Source organism: uncultured Maribacter sp., from assembly GCF_947500405.1.
GTDB lineage: Bacteria > Bacteroidota > Bacteroidia > Flavobacteriales > Flavobacteriaceae > Maribacter_B.
The window spans coordinates 67,472-85,183 of sequence record NZ_CANMRY010000003.1 but is presented as its reverse complement, the minus strand read 5'-3'; the positions used below and the strand labels follow the sequence as shown (position 1 = coordinate 85,183).

Annotated in this window: 11 protein-coding genes; 3 read left to right on the top strand and 8 right to left on the bottom strand. The window is 31.6% G+C overall.

Annotation, left to right across the window (positions count from 1 at the left end; all coding sequences use genetic code 11):
- Positions 1–4: 4 nt before the first annotated feature.
- The 3 genes from Q0945_RS04860 to Q0945_RS04850 all read right to left on the bottom strand — a co-directional run bounded on the left by Q0945_RS04860 (position 5) and on the right by Q0945_RS04850 (position 4,074).
- The gene (locus tag Q0945_RS04860) at positions 5–2,020 is read right to left on the bottom strand and encodes a M3 family metallopeptidase (RefSeq protein ID WP_299431361.1); all 2,016 of its coding nucleotides are present in this window, start codon (positions 2,018–2,020) and stop codon (positions 5–7) included.
- Positions 2,021–2,426: 406 nt separating this feature from the next.
- Entirely contained in the window at positions 2,427–2,915 is a 489-nt protein-coding gene (gene purE, locus Q0945_RS04855; RefSeq protein WP_299431358.1) for a 5-(carboxyamino)imidazole ribonucleotide mutase, read from the bottom strand.
- A 4-nt stretch (positions 2,916–2,919) separates the two neighbouring features.
- A complete protein-coding gene (locus Q0945_RS04850) occupies positions 2,920–4,074 on the bottom strand; it encodes a 5-(carboxyamino)imidazole ribonucleotide synthase (RefSeq protein WP_299431355.1) in 1,155 nt (384 codons plus the stop codon).
- Positions 4,075–4,190: 116 nt separating this feature from the next.
- Here Q0945_RS04850 and Q0945_RS04845 point away from each other — a divergent pair, with 116 nt between their 5' ends.
- From Q0945_RS04845 to Q0945_RS04835, 3 genes are all read left to right on the top strand, one after another.
- Positions 4,191–5,303, top strand: a complete 1,113-nt coding sequence (locus Q0945_RS04845) for an adenylate kinase (protein ID WP_299431352.1) — start codon at positions 4,191–4,193, stop codon at positions 5,301–5,303.
- Between the two features lie 26 nt (positions 5,304–5,329).
- A complete protein-coding gene (gene obgE, locus Q0945_RS04840) occupies positions 5,330–6,331 on the top strand; it encodes a GTPase ObgE (protein WP_299431349.1) in 1,002 nt (333 codons plus the stop codon).
- Between the two features lie 66 nt (positions 6,332–6,397).
- Complete coding sequence (locus Q0945_RS04835; protein ID WP_299431346.1) at positions 6,398–6,928, top strand: DUF4136 domain-containing protein; 531 nt, start codon at positions 6,398–6,400, stop codon at positions 6,926–6,928.
- A 52-nt stretch (positions 6,929–6,980) separates the two neighbouring features.
- On the opposite strand, the gene Q0945_RS04830 is transcribed toward Q0945_RS04835, so the two are convergent.
- The 5 genes from Q0945_RS04830 to Q0945_RS04810 form a co-directional block, all read right to left on the bottom strand.
- A complete protein-coding gene (locus Q0945_RS04830; RefSeq protein ID WP_299431343.1) occupies positions 6,981–7,355 on the bottom strand; it encodes a DoxX family membrane protein in 375 nt (124 codons plus the stop codon).
- 77 nt (positions 7,356–7,432) lie between these two features.
- On the bottom strand, positions 7,433–8,443 hold the full coding sequence (locus tag Q0945_RS04825) for a transglutaminase domain-containing protein (RefSeq protein ID WP_299431340.1): 1,011 nt from the start codon (positions 8,441–8,443) through the stop codon (positions 7,433–7,435).
- Positions 8,443–9,162 carry a carboxypeptidase-like regulatory domain-containing protein gene (locus tag Q0945_RS04820; protein ID WP_299431337.1) on the bottom strand — a complete coding sequence of 240 codons (720 nt, stop codon included), beginning with the start codon at positions 9,160–9,162 and terminating at the stop codon, positions 8,443–8,445. Before Q0945_RS04820 ends, Q0945_RS04825 begins: the two co-directional genes overlap by 1 nt.
- Positions 9,163–9,275: 113 nt before the next feature.
- Positions 9,276–15,347 carry an MG2 domain-containing protein gene (locus Q0945_RS04815; protein WP_299431334.1) on the bottom strand — a complete coding sequence of 2,024 codons (6,072 nt, stop codon included), beginning with the start codon at positions 15,345–15,347 and terminating at the stop codon, positions 9,276–9,278.
- 193 nt (positions 15,348–15,540) lie between these two features.
- Positions 15,541–17,706, bottom strand: coding sequence for an OmpA family protein (locus Q0945_RS04810; RefSeq protein ID WP_299431331.1), 2,166 nt, complete (start codon positions 17,704–17,706; stop codon positions 15,541–15,543).
- Positions 17,707–17,712: the final 6 nt, after the last annotated feature.

The following is a 17,712-nucleotide window of genomic DNA, read 5'->3' as shown; positions in this document are numbered from 1 at the left end:
ACTGTTATAACAAACCAGCACGCTCTAATAAAGCTTCTACTTTAGGTTCTGCGCCTCTAAAACGTTTGTATAAAACCATAGGGTTTTCTGTTCCCCCTTGGGAGAGTACGTTGTCTTTAAACTTTGTTGCAACCTCTTTATTAAATATTCCTTTTTCTTTAAAATATGCAAAAGCATCAGCATCTAAAACCTCTGCCCATTTGTAACTGTAATACCCAGAAGAATACCCTCCTTGAAAAATATGAGCAAAAGCAGTACTCATACATGTTTCTTTTGTTTCTGGGTATAAGTTTGTTCCTGTAAACGCTTTTGTTTCATGAGCTTTTACATTTGTAATATTTGTTGGGTCTGCACCATGCCAAGACATGTCTAACAAGCCAAAACTTAATTGACGTAGCGTTGCCATACCTTCTTGAAAAGTGGCAGATTCTTTTATTTTCTGAACCAAATCCATCGGGATTAATTCTCCCGTTTCATAATGCGTAGCAAAAAGCTCTAAAGCTTCTTTTTCATAACACCAGTTTTCTAAAACCTGACTTGGTAGTTCTACAAAATCCCAATACACAGACGTTCCAGATAAGCTAGGATAGGTTGTGTTTGCGAGCATACCGTGTAATCCGTGGCCAAACTCATGAAAAAGGGTAGTAACCTCGTTAAACGTTAGTAAAGAAGGTTTGCTTTTTGTAGGTTTGGTAAAGTTACATACGTTAGATATATGCGGGCGCACATTTTCTTCTCCTCTTTTGTATTGCGACTTAAATGAAGTCATCCAAGCACCACCACGTTTTCCTGCCCTTGGGTGAAAATCTGCATAGAAAAGAGAAATAAAATTCTTTTCTACATCATATACTTTATATGTTTTTACTTCTTCATGGTATTTGTCTACATCAAAAACCTCTTCAAATTGTAGGCCAAAAAGTTTTTCAGATACTTTAAAAACACCATCAATTACGTTTTCTAATTTAAAGTACGGTTTTAAAATTTCATCGTCTAGATTAAAAAGTTTTTGTTTTAATTTTTCAGAATAGTAAGAGCCATCCCATTTTTGTAATTGCTCTATACCATCTAATTCCTTTGCAAAATCTTCTAATTGTTTAAACTCACGTTCTGCAGCAGGTTTTGCTTTTTCCAGTATCTCGCTTAAAAATGCTTGGACTTTTTCTGGCGTTTCTGCCATACGCTCTTCTAAAACAAAATGTGCATGGGTTTCATAACCTAAAATATTAGCACGCTCATGTCTTAGATTTGCTATTTGCAGTACATTTTCTTGGTTATCTAAATTATCTCCTTTAAAACCTTTGCTACCAAAAGCCAGAGTAAGTTCTTTACGTAGTTCTCGGTTACTAGCATACTTCATAAAAGGAATATAGCTTGGATATTCTAAGGTAATTAGCCAACCATCTAAATCTTTAGATTTTGCTAATTGTGCAGCAGCTTCTTTTGCACCCTCAGGTAGTCCATCTAAATCAGCTTCGTTAGTAAGGTGTTTTTGGTACTTATTGGTTTCGGCTAAAATATTTTCACCAAACTGTAATTTTAGTTTTGCAAGTGCAGCATCAATTTCTCTTAGTCTTGTTTTTTTATCTTCAGGCAGGTTAGCACCATTACGGCTAAAAGCTTTATATCTTTTATCTAATAAAGTTTGTTGTTCTGTATTTAGTGTTAAGGAATCTTTTTGGTCATAAACCGCTTTAACTCTAAGAAATAAATCTTTGTTAAGTGTAATATCGTTTCCAAACTCAGAAAGTAAAGGAGATATTTCTTGCGCTATTTTCTGAATTTCTTCATTAGTTTCTGCGGAGTTTAGATTAAAAAACACAGATGAAATTCGGTCCAATTGCTGTCCAGAAAATTCTAAAGCTTCAATAGTATTTTCAAAACTCGGAGATTCTGTATTTTTTGTAATAGCATCAATCTCTGCTCTAGCATCTTTCATTGCCTGTAAAAAAGCAGGTTTAAAATGTTCGTTTTCTATAGTAGAGAAAGGAGCAGTATCAAAAGGAGATAAAAGTGGGTTCATATTCTAGGTTAATAGTTTGTGAATGTTCGTTTATAGTTGTTGGTTAGTGGTTGTCGGTTGTTTTTTTGATTTTGAAAAATGTTATACTTAAATTAATAAGTAAATATGTAAAGGAAATAATAGTTGAAAAAATGGCTCCTGTAATAAAAGAAAAGTTTTTAGCTGTGTCTTTTGAATTGTTTGGAGAAATAAAAAATTCCCATTTAATGAATACTACTATCTGAATAAGAACATAAATAAATAAAAAAAGAAGGAAACTTCTAGACAAGCATTTAGCATAACTATTGCTAAACTTATTTTTAAACACAAACAAAATAATAATAATTACAACTGCACAAAGAGTAAAAATGATAGTAGGAGTATTCACTTGAATAATCTGTTTTATTAAATGTCTTTGTACTTATTACTAAATACTTCGAACTTCTTTCGCTCCATCAATAACTTTTTGTTTTAACCCTTCTTTATAAAGAATAATTTTATCTAGAACACATTTGTCACTAGCGCCAATAATTTGTGCTGCAAGAATACCTGCATTTTTTGCGCCATCTAAGGCAACTGTAGCTACAGGAACACCACCAGGCATTTGTAGTATAGATAAAACAGAATCCCAACCATCTATAGAGTTGCTACTTTTAACAGGAACACCAATTACTGGTAGCGGTGACATAGAAGCTACCATTCCGGGTAAATGTGCAGCACCACCAGCACCTGCAATTATTACAGAATAGCCGTTAATATGGGCATTTTTACTAAAATCGAATAATTTTTCTGGAGTTCGGTGTGCAGAAACAATGTCTACATCTACTTTAATATCAAAACCTTTTAAAATATCTATTGCATCTTGCATTACTGGTAGGTCGCTTGTGCTTCCCATTACTACTGCTACTTTGCTCATATCTTTATTTGCTTATAACTTTTATTGTTTCTTTTACTTGTTGTGCAATTTCTCTTGCCTTTATAATATCTTTATTTACTATGGTAACATGTCCCATTTTACGAAAAGGCCTTGTTTGTTTTTTACCATAAATATGCGGGGTAACACCTTCTAATTTAAGAATTTGTTCTATATTCTCATAAATAACATCACCAGTATGGCCTTCGGCACCAACTAGGTTTACCATAATACCAGCTACTTTATTTTCAGTACTTCCTAAAGGTAAATCTAAGATAGCTCTTATATGTTGTTCAAATTGATTGGTGTAACTTGCTTCTATAGTTTGGTGTCCGCTGTTGTGAGGTCTTGGAGCAACCTCATTTACTAAAATTTGGTCATCTTCTGTTTGGAACATTTCTACGGCTAGTAAACCAACTTGCTGTATTTTATTAGAAACTTTTAGCGCTATTTCCTGTGCTTTTTTTGCTACATCTTCATTAATTCTTGCCGGGCAAATAACATATTCCACTTGGTTGGCTTCTGGGTGAAATTCCATTTCTACCACAGGATAGGTAACTACCTCACCAGATGCGCTACGGGCAACTATTACAGATAATTCATTTTTAAAAGGAACCATTTCTTCTGCAATACATTCTACATTTGGTAAACCTTTTAAATCTTCTACCTTACGAACCACTTTTACCCCTTGCCCGTCATATCCAAATTGGGCGCATTTCCATACAAAAGGAAATTGTAATCCGCCATTTTCAATGCTGTCTTCTATTTCGCTAGTATATGCAAAACGGGAGAATGCTGCGGTTGGAATGTTATTGTCTGTATAAAATAATTTTTGAGTAGCTTTATTTTGAATAATACGTAAGGCTTTTGTTGGCGGATATACTTTTACTCCTTCGTCTTCTAATTTTTCTAAAGCTTTGGTGTTTACATTTTCAATCTCTATAGTAAGTACATCTACACTTTTTCCAAAATTATAAACGGCATCAAAATCTAATAAATTCCCTAAAACAAATTCATTACTAGCAATTTTAGAAGGTGCATCTTCGGATGCTTCTAAGACTTTAGTTTGTATGTCAAATTTTCGGGTTTCATACAACATCATTTTGCCAAGTTGGCCACCACCAAGAATACCTAATTTAAAATCTGAAGAAAAATAACTCATGTTTATACTATACTTTAGTAAAAATAATAACAAAAATACAGCTAAATCTTAGAAACCAATTCTATAAAATCTAAAAACCACCCTCAAAATGTTATCTTTGCCAACTTAGTAAAATTATGGGACTAATAAAACTTCAGGATAAAACCTTTAAACTTTTTTTAAGCGAAGCGCAAATTCTTGCTGCTGTAAAGAGTGTAGCAGATAAAATTTCTGCTGATTATAAAGACCAGAATCCAATTTTTGTAGGTGTATTAAATGGGTCTTTTATGTTTGTTTCCGATTTTTTAAAAGCCTATGATTTTCCGTGTGAAGTATCTTTTGTGAAATTAAGCTCTTACCAAGGCTTAACCTCTACGGGGATAGTAGAAACGTTATTAGACTTGCCAGAAAATATTGAAGGTAGAAGTGTAATTATATTAGAAGATATAATTGATACTGGTAGAACCTTAAAAGAAATTATTCATTTGTTTAGTAGAACAAATGTGAAAGAATTTAAAATAGCTACTTTATTTTATAAATCTAGCGTTTACAGAGGGGAATACCCTATAGATTATTTTGGATTAGATATTCCAGATAAATTTATTGTAGGCTATGGCTTAGATTATAACGAACAAGGTAGAAACTTAAAAGAAGTATATCAATTAAACCAAACAACTATGATCAATCTTGTCCTATTTGGAAAACCAGGAGCTGGGAAGGGCACTCAGGCCGAATTTTTAAAAGAAAAATATAATTTGAAACACATTTCTACGGGAGATGTTTTTAGATTTAATATTAAGAATGGTACTGAATTAGGAACATTAGCAAAATCTTATATAGATAAAGGGGAGTTGGTTCCTGATGAGGTTACTATTAACATGTTACAGGCTGAGGTGGAAAAAAATCCAGAAGTTGCAGGTTTTATTTTTGATGGTTTTCCTAGAACTACTGCACAGGCAGAAGCTTTAGATGCTTTTTTAGAATCTAAAGACATGGTTATAAACGCTACAGTTGCATTAGAAGCTAATGATGAGGTGCTTATTCAAAGATTATTAGAAAGAGGGAAAGTTAGTGGCCGTTCAGATGATCAGGACGAAAACAAAATTCGTAATCGTTTTGAAGAATATAATTTAAAAACAGCTCCTCTTAAAGAATTTTATGAAGAGCAAAATAAATTCTATAGTGTAAACGGTATTGGTAGTATTACTGAAATTACAGAACGTTTAGCAGGCGTTATAGATAGTTTGTAGAATAACAGTAATAAGAATTTGTACGTATGACGGAGGGGAATTTTGTAGATTATGTAAGAGTGTTTTTAACTTCTGGTAACGGGGGTAAAGGATCTGTACACTTACATAGAGAAAAGTACATAACAAAAGGTGGTCCAGATGGGGGAGATGGTGGCCGTGGCGGTCATGTTATTCTTAGAGGGAATAAAAACCTATGGACACTAGTAACTTATAAGTTTAAAAAACACTTTAAAGCTACTCATGGAGAACATGGTGCAAAAAGTAGAAGTACTGGAGCAGACGGTAAAGATGTGTATTTAGACGTGCCATTAGGAACTATTGTTAAAGACCCGGAAACAGAAGAAATACTACATGAAGTAACTTCTGATGGTCAAGAAATAATAATCTTAAAAGGAGGCATGGGAGGCCGTGGAAATTGGCACTTTAAATCTCCTACGAACCAAACACCTAGGTATGCACAACCTGGCATGGAAGGAGAGGAAAGAGATTTTATATTAGAATTAAAAGTATTAGCAGATGTAGGTTTAGTAGGTTTTCCTAATGCAGGAAAATCTACTTTACTGTCTGTAATAACTTCCGCAAAACCCAAAATTGCAGACTATGAGTTTACTACCCTAAAACCTAATTTAGGAATAGTTCAATATAGAGATTTTCAGAGTTTTGTAATGGCAGATATTCCTGGTATTATAGAAGGAGCTGCGGAAGGAAAAGGATTAGGACATTATTTTTTAAGACATATAGAACGTAATTCTACGTTGTTATTTTTAATACCTGCAGATAGTAAAGATATTGGTAAAGAGTATCAAATTCTTTTAGATGAATTACGTAGATATAATCCAGAATTATTAGATAAAGAAAGACTTATTGCAATATCTAAAAGCGACATGTTAGATGAAGAACTTATTACAGAAATGAAGGTTGAGCTAGATAAAGACCTTAAAGGAGTTCCTTATATGTTTATCTCTTCGGTAGCGCAATTAGGCATTACAGAGTTAAAAGATAAACTTTGGAATATGCTTAACGTTTAGTCGAAAAAATCTATTTATGTAGATTTTCGCACTCTTTTTTATGTACATTTATAAAAAGCATGTACTATGAAAAAGTTATTTTCTTTACTTTTTGTTCTTGTTTTATTTTCTTGTAACGCTGTTCGTGTGCAGTATGATTATGAGAAAACTACAGACTTTACAAGCTACACTACCTATAATTATTTTTCAGACATAGAAACAGGCTTAAGCGATTTAGATACTAAAAGATTACTAAAAGCCTTAGATATAGCCATGCAAAGCAAAGGAATGCTTTTGTCTGAGGAACCAGATTTTTACATAAATATTGAAAGCAAAATATACCAAACTACAAATGGAAATACGGTTGGTGTTGGGGTAGGTGGTACTGGTAACTCTATTGGCGGTGGTGTATCTGTAGGTATTCCAGTAGGGCAACCCAAAATGAAAAGAGAAATAGCTTTTGATTTTGTAGATACTAAAAAGGATGCACTTTTTTGGCAAGCTATAGGTATAGATATTTACAAGGAAAACCAAACACCTGAACAAAGGGAATTGCATTTACACGCTATTGTGAATAAAGTGTTAGATAAATATCCGCCTAAAGTAAAGAAGAAATAAAAAAAGCTTCAAGTAATTGAAGCCTTTTTTAGACGATTCCGTTTTTTTAAATTTATGCCTCAAGCAAATCAGTATATTGGTCTTTGTATCCATAAAGCATTATTACATTAAATACAATTAGAATTATGGAGCCAGCTATAGTTGCTGGTTCTAATGTTCCATGGTATAAAACTGCATTTATTGATATACTCATTAGAATAACCATAAGTAATGCACCAAATTTATTTAAAAGTAAAGATAGCCCTGCAATAATTTCAATAATAGCTACTATATGCATAGTTTTAGTAGCCTCTAGGGCTTCTAAATAATTTACAGCATTTTCTGTTTCTGGTACAAATATTATAAAATCAAAAAACTTGTTAAGCCCAAAAAATAAAAGAAAAAGCCCATAAAGAATACGTAATACTAGAAATAATTTTGAATTCATACTACTTGGTTTTAGTTGTTGAACACTAAAAGTACGTAATATTTTTCTTTAAGTTTTTAAGATTATTGTGTTTTTGACTACTTATGAGTTTTCACTGTATAGGTAGCAATTATTAATTCATCAACTTTAATGTGAACATCATAATGTCCCGTTTTATTAAATGTATGCGTTAGAATGCATTTATTTTTAATTAGTATAGTTTCTGGTGTACTAGTTTTAGAGCCACTTCCGTTAATAATAACCAAAGCTATTTCCTCATTTGTGAATGGTTTAGTTTGTAAAAGTTCAAAACGAACCGTTTTGTTTTTTTGACTTTCTATATGCATAACTCCTGGTGAAATAGGAATAACATCATTTGTGTAAGCTTCCTTATAAACAATAGGCCCGTTAATAAATTGAGCATAAGAAGGAGCATTGCTCATTAAAGTCCAATCTAAATCTAACGGATAATGATTTTTAATGAATATGGATGGTTCTCCTAAAAAATACCCATCAAAGTAATCCGCTTTAAATTTAGGTTTTCCTTCTTCTAATAGGACTTTTCCGGCCGACCAAGTTGCATCGCAGAAATACCATTTTCCATTAAGTTTTACTACATTCCAAGAATGATTGGGGAGACTATTTTTATCTAAATTTAAGTTAACTGTACGACCAAAACCATTTATTATTTTACATTCTAAATCTGCCAAACTAGCAAGTTCTCTTATTAAATATGCATAGCCCGTGCATGCAGTTTTCTTATGATTTAAAAGTTTTTTAAAAACTTTAGGGGTAAAACTAGAGTTCCATTGTAAGAACGCACCTCTGTCTTTCTTAATTTTTTTTCGATTCTTTTTAGTCTTTAAATAGGAAGAGTAGTCGTTTTCTATATTAGTACAAACCCAAGTATAGATAGCTCTAAATTTTTCAACATCAGTATCTAGATTACAAGTTAAATTTTGGGTTAGTAGTGGTAAGTTTTTTAAACTTTCACCTTTATAGGTATTGGCAATGCTATCAGCTTTTTTAAAACTAATTTGTTTAAAATCGCTTCGTTGCCCAAAAGAAACTGTAAAGGTGAATAGAAAAAGTAATGTGGTATATTTCATTATTTAAATAGACCAACAAATTTTTGAAAGATATTTTGCTTGGTTTTATAAACTTCCCCAACTTGTATTTCTCCCATAAGCTCAACATCGGCATTTGTAAAGTTTATGGTAATACTTATAGTGTCAGAAGTGCTTTCTTGTATTTTATATTCTTTAGTGTCGTATCCTATATAACTAAAAATTAAAACATCATTTATATCAAGTTTGTTGGGGAATTCAAAATTACCGTCTAAATCTGTTACCGTTCCTTGTTTTGTGCCTTTTAAAACCACATTAACGCCAGGTAACGGAATGTTCTCTTCATCAAGTACCGTTCCTTTTACTGTATATTGAGAAACCGTATTTACAGAAATATTTCCCCGTTGAATGTTAGATGTTTCTGTTTTAACTATAGGTTCTAAACTTGCTATTTCTTGAGCATTTACATTAGAAATAGCACATAATGCAAGTAGCGAAAAACCCATGCTTGCAATTCCTTTGGAGAAAGTTGTACACATTGTAATATAGTTTTTAGTTTGTAATTGAGACGATTTAAAACGCCCACAAGTATTTGGCTTTGGTACTAAAAAATAATTGTTTATTTCTTCCTGTGTCATCGTTGTAAAATCTATTACTTCTTTTTCACAGGAGTTACAATAACCACCAAGTTCTGTTTTATTAAAGGTATTAAAATTTTCTTTACATGCTTTTTTAATGGTAATGTTACTATCATTTTTCATAATACTTTGGTTTTAGATTATACCTCTAATCTATACCCCAAAAAGTACTTTAAAAACTAGCATTTAGTGAATACCTATAATTTATACGTAAAAGTATTATTTCAGTTAGTTATCTATTTTACACTAACTCTTACTCCTTCACTATGGCTACTAAATTCTGGAGCATACATACTTTGTATGGTAGTTATACCATTGCTAAAATCTCCAGCATTATTTACACGTACATCATACTCAAAAACATAAACTCCTTTAGGTAAATAATCAAAAAAGAAATTAGTGCTTGCATCTTTAGTAGTTTCATAATACCCTAAACCATCTTGCCATTTGTATTGCGAGAATACATTTACGGGTTCAAAACCAGCGGCACGCATATCTTTCATGTGAATATATTGCATAGTCCTGTCTACTTTTAATTCTATACGAATACGAACTAAGTCACCTACTTTTACATTGGTTTTAGAAGTGATTTCGTAGAGTTGTTCTCCTGTATCTGTATTCTTTTTTAGAAATAATTTTTTCTTTAATCGTAATGGCGTTTCTGCAGAGGTAATTTTATCCAAATCTTCAAAATATTGCCAATAAAGAGCTCCCCAGGCAATGCCATTTCCTTTTTTAGAAATATTAACTTCTCCTAAACTTGTATCTATTTCGTTAGCATCCCAAGTGGTTTTGTAATAACCGGTTCCAGCTTCAGTTTTTACATTTTTTAGCTTTTCTGTGGCTATTTTATTTCCTCCAATTAATACGGCTACAGTTTCCGATACTGACAGCCATTCACTTCCTTGTAATAATAATGCATATACCGCTTCTGTAGTTGCCTTAGTAGTTTTCCATTGATTAGTTTGTTTGTTTTTAAGTAACCAAATTTTAAGATTATCAACGGTAGTTACATCATTCTCTATCTCAGAAAAAGCCTCTATAAGTAACGCTTGCGTTTCTATAGGGGCTTGGTACCAATACCAAGAATTGGTGTTCTCTTTCCAGTACATTCCTAGTTCCTCCGAAGTGATACTATTCTCTTTTAGCGACCTTAGAATTTTAGAAGCTGTAGTTGCATTTTTTGCTCTATGACTAATTAATGCTAACATTCCTTTTCTATACAAACTATTAGCTTTCCAATATTTCTTAGTTTGTCCAAAATAGTAATTGGTTATCTCGGTTACTTTTTTTGATGCTTTATACTCCGAGAAAAAGCTTCGCATATACAAGTAATGAATTTGCGTACTGGTTAAGTGGTTGTCATTTATGTTAGAAGTATGTTTTTTCATGTACTCATACTCTTTCACAAACTCTTTGTCTAAATAGGCTATCGCTTTTTTAAGCATAGTATTTCTTTCTTTCTTGTTATTGGTAACATTTAATTGTTTTAAATGACCTAAGCCAGAAGTAATATGTTGTGTAATAAAACGATTTTCTCTACCACCTTTAAACCAAGGCCATGCACCAGAAGACATTTGATTCTGTTGTAGTTTTAATAGGGCAAAAGCTTGTTCATTTTGCATTTTATTGAGGTTAAACAATAAAGCAATTCTTTTTTTCTGTTCCGTTTCTGACTGTGCATCTCTTAGCCAAGGAGTTTCTTGTATTAAAAGCGATTTTAATTCTTGGTTCTTTTCTAAATTACTAATCAAAGCATCAGAATTTGCCCACTGTTTAAATACATCTTGAATTCTAGGATTACTATTTACAATATGACTAGCTAGTGCATTTGCGTAATATCTAGAGAAAGTTTGTTCGTTACAATCATAAGGGTATTCCATTAAATAGGGAAGTGCCTGTACTGCATACCAAGCAGGGTTACTTGTAATTTCTAAACTAAGTTTATAATGCGTTAATGTACTTTGACTACGCTCATCATTCGGTAAGTTTTTTAATTTATCTAAAGTAAACGTTTTACTTTGGTTACTACGAACCCACATAGGTAGAGTTTCTGTAACCAACATTTTATTACTTAAAACAGGAAGTGAATTTTGTTCCCCATCACTATAATTTCCTGCTTTTGCAATTACGGTATATTGAACCCCTTGTAAACCTTCAGGAATATTTAATTTCCATGATACTTGAGTGTTGTTTAATGAATCCGCGGTAAATGAAAGTGTTGTTTTAGTGCTAATTAGTTTATTAGAAATAGGTTTTCCAGTTATAACATCAGTTAGTTTTAATTCTGCTGTTCCAATTAGTTTCTTATCGGTTAGGTTTGCTATTTTACTACTTATTACTATAGTATCTTTTTCTGTTAAAAATCGTGGGGCATTAGGTACTACCATAAGTTCTTTTTGGGTAACAGTATGCATGGTAGATATAGCGCTTTCCCCAGTTTTGTTATGTGCTAATACTTGTAGCTTCCATTTGGTTAAAGCTTCTGGTGTGGTAAAGCTAAAAGTAACATTCCCTTCTTTATCTGTTAGTAAATGTGGAAAGAAAAAGGCAGTTTCCTGCAAATTAGTACGGATTTTTACAGGCTCTTTTTCTTTATATTTAGTATCTAAATTTTCTTTGTCTTTGGTAGCATTCCCTGTTTCTGAAATATTCATTTCAGTTTTAGGAGCTCTCTCTGGAGCAGCCATATCCATTTCGGCAACTTCTTCAGAGTCTTCGGTAATTATAATTTCATTCATAACAGCCATTGGAGCACTACTTTTTCTTAAAATTCCTCTACTTCTGCCATAATTATACCCAAACTGTAATCCAAACCATTGGAATGTATCATAATATTGGTGTGTATAATTATAACTACTATTAAAAAGATTATAAGCTGTAAAATTGATAGTATTAAAACTATCATATCCGTTAATAGAACATTGAGAATAGTAATACGGTTGAGCATTAGGGTAATAGTTCCAATAATGATTTCTAAAAGAATCTAAAGAAGCATCATACATACTAGCTAGTATTTCTGCCGATACCTTTTCTCCTTCTGCGCCTTTAATTTTAAATGACCAAGTTTCCTCTGTTCCAGGGAATAATTTATCTCTAAAAGTAAGGGTCTCAATTTCTAAATCTTTTTTAGGGTATGGAACATTAATGTTAATTCGATCACTGGTAAACGAATTGTATGCGGCAAAGCTATAACCAATAGAGAATCCTCCTAAGTCTTTTTTGTTAACCGGAATACTAATAGTTTTACTAGTACCATTTATATATAGAATTTGAGTGTCAACAATTTTTTTATCTTTTTCAATGAATAATGTTACTTCTAAATCTTTAACATTAGAGAAAATACTTAGTTTTACTTTATCACCAACTTTATAAGAAGATTTATCTGTTTTAATATGAAATAGTTGATTGTCGGCTAAAGTTTTGTCCTTTTCGCTAAATACAGTAGTGCTGGCAATATCTTTTACAGAGTTTCCGAATTTGTCTTTTGTTTCTAGTTCTATTCGGTATTTCCCAGATTCCCAATCTTTAATTTTTCCCAGAGTTAATTCACTAGTTTCTTTGGTGTTAAAATTACTTTGCCAAACCATTTTTCCTTTTTTCCAAGTTTGTGAATCATGTTCATTAGCATAACTTTCATTAGGGAAAAGTTTTTTAAATTCCTCTTTACTCCATGCTTTGTAATATGGAGCATTCCATGGCCTTTGCCTAAGAACATATTTTGGAGCGTTTAGCTTATATATTTTAACAGACCCTTTTGCAGGAACTGCAGAACCATTAAGATTTTGAATGTAAATTTGTAGTGTATTGTCTTTATTTTCTTTATCTAAAACATTTGGAATATTAATGGTAGCAGTTATACTATGGTAACCTACTTGTACTATTGTAGAAGTGCTGTGGGTTTCACCATTAACATCAGTAACATCGGCGGTAATTTCATAACTAAATGTAGGTAAATCTTTTTTGCTTAATGCGTTGTCTGGAATGGCTTTAAAGGTAATGTCATACAAACCACTGTCATTTGTAGTAACTTCTCCATGAGCAATTTCTTGAGGTTCTATATGTCTATAAGATCTATAACTCCAATAATACCATCTAGGAAAATAAACTACTCTTTTTACGCTGTAACTAACTTTTGCATTGGTAATAGAACTGCCTGCAAAGGCAATAGCTTTTCCTGTAACTTTTATACTATCATTAACTTTATAAGTTTCCGAAATTGGATTAAAATAAGTTTTAAATTTTGGCCTTTTATATTCTTCTACAGAGAAGTTTGTAGAACCATTTATATTAATTTTGGTGGAGTTTACATAGAGAGAAAAATTACCAGTGAGACCGTTGGTTGGTAAAATAAATTCACCTGAAAAAGAACCATATTCATTGGTTACATAATCTATTTTTTTAACTTCTTGGTAGTTGGCGTCTTTAAGAGTTACTGTAACATTTGTGTCTTCCAATAAGGTCGATTTTTGTTGGTCTTTTTGTATAGCAATCCCTTTAAAATACAAAGGTTGTCCTGGTCTGTAAATACTTCGGTCTGTAAAAAGAAAACAAGTATTTGTTGCTTTGGGTGTTCTTTTATTGTATTTCTGATTCACATAGAATTCACCAAAAAAGGCTTTATCTCCTGTACTTTGAGCTTCAATATGAACATCGCTCAATCTTTGTTTAGTAAGTGGAATTGATACAAATCCTTTAGCATCAGTTTTTAGGATTTTAGTTTGTTTTGGTCCATCGTAATTAATTCGATAAGTATATTTTATATTACTTTCAGTTTTTGGTTTCCCATTATTTCTATCAATAAGCTGATATTTATAAAAGTCTGGTGTTCTTGTTTCCACAAGAGCCAAATTAGTTACTTGTATGGGCGAATATGCAAAAGAAACCTTATCATCTTTAGATTTTGCTAAAAGTAAAAAAAAACCATTTTCTAATTCTGGCAGTAAAATTTCTGTAGTGTGTGTTTGGTAATCTTCTTCATTGGTTAAAGAAGCGTTCCATTGTTTATAAACTTTAAGAGTTTTAATAAATTCTAACTGTTTTTTTTCAGGATATAAATTGTTTAGTTTTTTTAATTGGGAGGCTTTAATTTTGATGGCCGAAAAAGCTAAATTTTCTTGATTTTTATATCTCACCAACACTTTAGAAGGTTTATTAGTTGGGATGTATTCTTCCGTTGTTAATGCTATTTTTTTACTTAAAATGGTAGCTTTTAATGCTCTACATTGGTTAGCTCCATAACTTTTAGGAAAACTAGCAATAGTTTTTTCGCAAAGCTCTAAAGCTTCTTTTAACTTCCATTGGTTTTTTGTTTCTCCAGTTGGGGAGTATGAAGCTCCTAATTGTTGATACAAGCTTGCTGCCTCATAATTATAAAGCGCAGAAACTTTATCTTTTTTATAACTTTCCGCATTGTTTTGAAGCGTGTGTAGGTATTTTAAATCTTTATCTTGCACTACTGTATTGGCATGTACAAACTTTAATCGGTCTATATCTACAGGAGCAAAAGCATCTAGAGTTTTATCTTTTGCATGAAAGCTTAGTAGTTGTTGGTATATTTCGAGTGCTCTATATTCTAAAGAAGTTTTGTCTTTTGTATTTATTTTTTCATTAGTGAATATTGATGCATCACATAAATAATTATCCTTATTAATTTCAAATTTATCTGCAGGTCTTGTGATACTAGTTTCATTAAACTTATAAAAATCTAATGCAGTATGCGCTAAAACATCAAACAAAGTAGGTCTAAATAAATCAGATTTTTTTTGGTGATTTAAGATGGCAGAATACTCTGAAATTGGCGATTCTTGTAATTTTTTAGTATGTAATAAGGAATTAGAAAAATGAAGGTTTATTTCATGAAATAAAGTAGTTAAATCCCAAGTTCTAAAATCTTTACTATTTACTTTACTTTCTGTATTTGTTCTATTATAAAATTGGTATCTGTTTTGTTGAAAATATTGCCAATATAGATTAGCTAAATAACTTTCCAAAATGTTTTTAGTAGGGAAAGATGCTTCTCTAATCTGTGTATTAAAGTTGGCTATAATTTTTAGTTGTGCATCCTCCTCTAAAGTCATTGCATATTTAGAAGAATATAAAAGCGCTTTAATTTTTTGTGAGGTATTATTTTCTTTATTCGCTTTTTTAGAAATAAATTGTACTACCTCTAAAGCAGATTTAGTTAAAGCATCTTTTTCTAATTGCTCTACTTTTTGCCATAAAACATCAAATGAGCTATTTTTTTTTTGAGATTGCATCATTTGCGCAAAGAAAATTATAGTAAGTATAGTTATGGTATTTTTCATCTATATAAATTTACGTAACAAATATGAACTCTTATAATCTTTACTACAAGATTAAATGAGTGAAACGGACTTTAGAGTTAGTGAACCCAACATTTAGTACGTTAGAAACCAAATTCTAATCTTGTTTTAATAAAAGAAAACTCCCATAACAACATGTTGTTATGGGAGCTTAATTTATAAAGATAGTATTACGTTATTTCCAATCTACAATAACAAACTCACATCTACGGTTAATTTCATGTTGTTCTTCGGTACAGGATTCTTCCGTTTCACATTTAATTAGCGGCATTTTTTCACCATATCCTTTTGCAGTTAGCCTTTCTTTAGAGATGCCTTGCCTTATTAAATATTCTAGTACGGAGTTAGAGCGTTTTTGCGAAAGTATTTCGTTGTAATTATCATTACCTCTAATATCTGTATGCGTACCAATTTCTAATTGTATACCAGGGTTATTTTTTAAGATTCTAATGATTTTATCTAAGGTTTCTTTACCTTCTAAACGTATGTACCAAAGATCATAATCAAAATGCACTTTTGGTTCTGCTTTTATAACAATACGTTTTCCTTGTCTTACAACGGCAGGCTCATCTTGTATAGCTTTTTCAATACGTGCTTTACGTTCTTTCTCTGCTTTAATTTTGGCCTCTTCTTTGCGTTTTTCTTCTTGCTCTTTTACTCTTTTAGCTTCTTCTTTTTTACGTTTTTCTTCTTTTATACGCTCTTCTTTAGCAAGTTTTTCTAGCCTTTCCTTTTCTTCTTTAGCTTTCTGTATTTTATCATTCTTTTCTTTCTCTATTTGAGCAATAGATCGTAATTCTAAAGAACCATCTTTAACACTATTACGTTTTTTATCTGTAATAATAATTTTAGAATTGTCTTTATATTCTGCTTTTCTAGCTTTTACGGTATATTGCGCCATACAAGTAACAGAAAATTTAAATTCTGCTTTTTCTGATGCAGTTTGCGACTCTACTAATGTTCCGTCTTCTGTAACTAAATCTACTACAGCAAAAGCAATTGGTTTTTGTGAAGATGCTTCTGTAACAATACCAGCTATAAATTGGGAACAATCTTTAATGTGTAAAGGTTTTGTTTCTTCTAATTTATAAATATCATCACCACCAACACCTCCTGGTCTATTGGAAGCAAAGAAACCCTGGTTGTTATTTGAAGATATATTGAATGAAAAATCATCATAACCACCATTAATAGGTTTACCTACATTATTTGGTTTTTGGAAAGTATCTCCTTGTTTTTTACTAACAAAAACATCTAATAATCCAAAACCAGCATGACCGTTAGAAGAGAAATATAAGTTGTTTTTTTTGTCGATAAATGGAAACTGTTCTTTCTTTTCCGTATTTATAGTTGCACCTAAGTTTTTAGGTTCTCCAAATTCTCCATTTGCGTTTAAAGAAACCGCATATAAATCTAATGAGCCAAAACCTCCTGGCCTGTCTGATGCAAAATACATTATAGTTTCACTTGCATTTAAAGCGGGATGTTCTGTAGAAAAATTATCTCCATTAAATGGTAATTCTTCTATATTTTCCCATGAGCCATCTACTAATTCTGCTTTATAAATTTTTAATCTAGATATTTTTTTGCCATCTGTTTTCTTTTTCCCTTTATGGAAGTTATTACGTGTAAAGTAAATGGTTTTTCTGTCTTTTGTTATCGCAAAAGTTGCTTCATGCATTTTTGTGTTAATAGTAGAGGAAAGACTTACACTAATACTATCTCCTAAAGTAATTTTATCTAGTGGATGTGTGTACATGTCTAAATAGTTTTCACTATTCCATCTATAACGTTTGTTTAATCCTGGGATTGCTTTTTTCTTAGAAGCAGCATATATTATACTACTATCTACTCTAGTTGCACCAAATTCAGATTTTATAGTGTTTAATGCTAGATTTTCTAATTTAAAACGCTCACCAATAGCATCTACATTTTCTAAGTGCCTTAAATCTTCTTTAAGTAAAGCAACTTTTTCTAGGTTGTTTTGGCTTTTGTAATAGTCCATTAAAACCTCTGTTGCTTCTTCAAATTCCCCAACTGCTTTTAAGGTTTGGCTGTATTTAAAGAAATAACTTTCGTCTAAATTATCTCCATAAACAGAAGTTAAATAAGAATACCATTTAGCTGCTCTTGGCAGTTGGTAGGTATTGTAATAACTGTCTGCTAAGTTTTTTACAACTTTAGAACTTTTATTTGTTTTTACAATTTCTACATATAATGGAATAGCATCCGTATAAAAAGCTCTTTCAAAATACATGTTTGCTCGCTTTAATTCTTCTTGAGCAAATGAAACGGTCTGTAATAGACCCGTGAATAGTATAAATAGGAATATTTTTTTCATAGTATA

Excerpts from the sequence above, each read along its gene's own strand:
- Q0945_RS04860 (WP_299431361.1), bottom strand. The coding sequence starts at position 2,020 with ATGAACCCACTTTTATCTCCTTTTGATACTGCTCCTTTCTCTACTATA.
- purE (WP_299431358.1), bottom strand. The coding sequence starts at position 2,915 with ATGAGCAAAGTAGCAGTAGTAATGGGAAGCACAAGCGACCTACCAGTA.
- Q0945_RS04850 (WP_299431355.1), bottom strand. The coding sequence starts at position 4,074 with ATGAGTTATTTTTCTTCAGATTTTAAATTAGGTATTCTTGGTGGTGGC.
- Q0945_RS04845 (WP_299431352.1), top strand. The coding sequence starts at position 4,191 with ATGGGACTAATAAAACTTCAGGATAAAACCTTTAAACTTTTTTTAAGC.
- obgE (WP_299431349.1), top strand. The coding sequence starts at position 5,330 with ATGACGGAGGGGAATTTTGTAGATTATGTAAGAGTGTTTTTAACTTCT.
- Q0945_RS04835 (WP_299431346.1), top strand. The coding sequence starts at position 6,398 with ATGAAAAAGTTATTTTCTTTACTTTTTGTTCTTGTTTTATTTTCTTGT.
- Q0945_RS04830 (WP_299431343.1), bottom strand. The coding sequence starts at position 7,355 with ATGAATTCAAAATTATTTCTAGTATTACGTATTCTTTATGGGCTTTTT.
- Q0945_RS04825 (WP_299431340.1), bottom strand. The coding sequence starts at position 8,443 with ATGAAATATACCACATTACTTTTTCTATTCACCTTTACAGTTTCTTTT.
- Q0945_RS04820 (WP_299431337.1), bottom strand. The coding sequence starts at position 9,162 with ATGAAAAATGATAGTAACATTACCATTAAAAAAGCATGTAAAGAAAAT.
- Q0945_RS04815 (WP_299431334.1), bottom strand. The coding sequence starts at position 15,347 with ATGAAAAATACCATAACTATACTTACTATAATTTTCTTTGCGCAAATG.
- Q0945_RS04810 (WP_299431331.1), bottom strand. The coding sequence starts at position 17,706 with ATGAAAAAAATATTCCTATTTATACTATTCACGGGTCTATTACAGACC.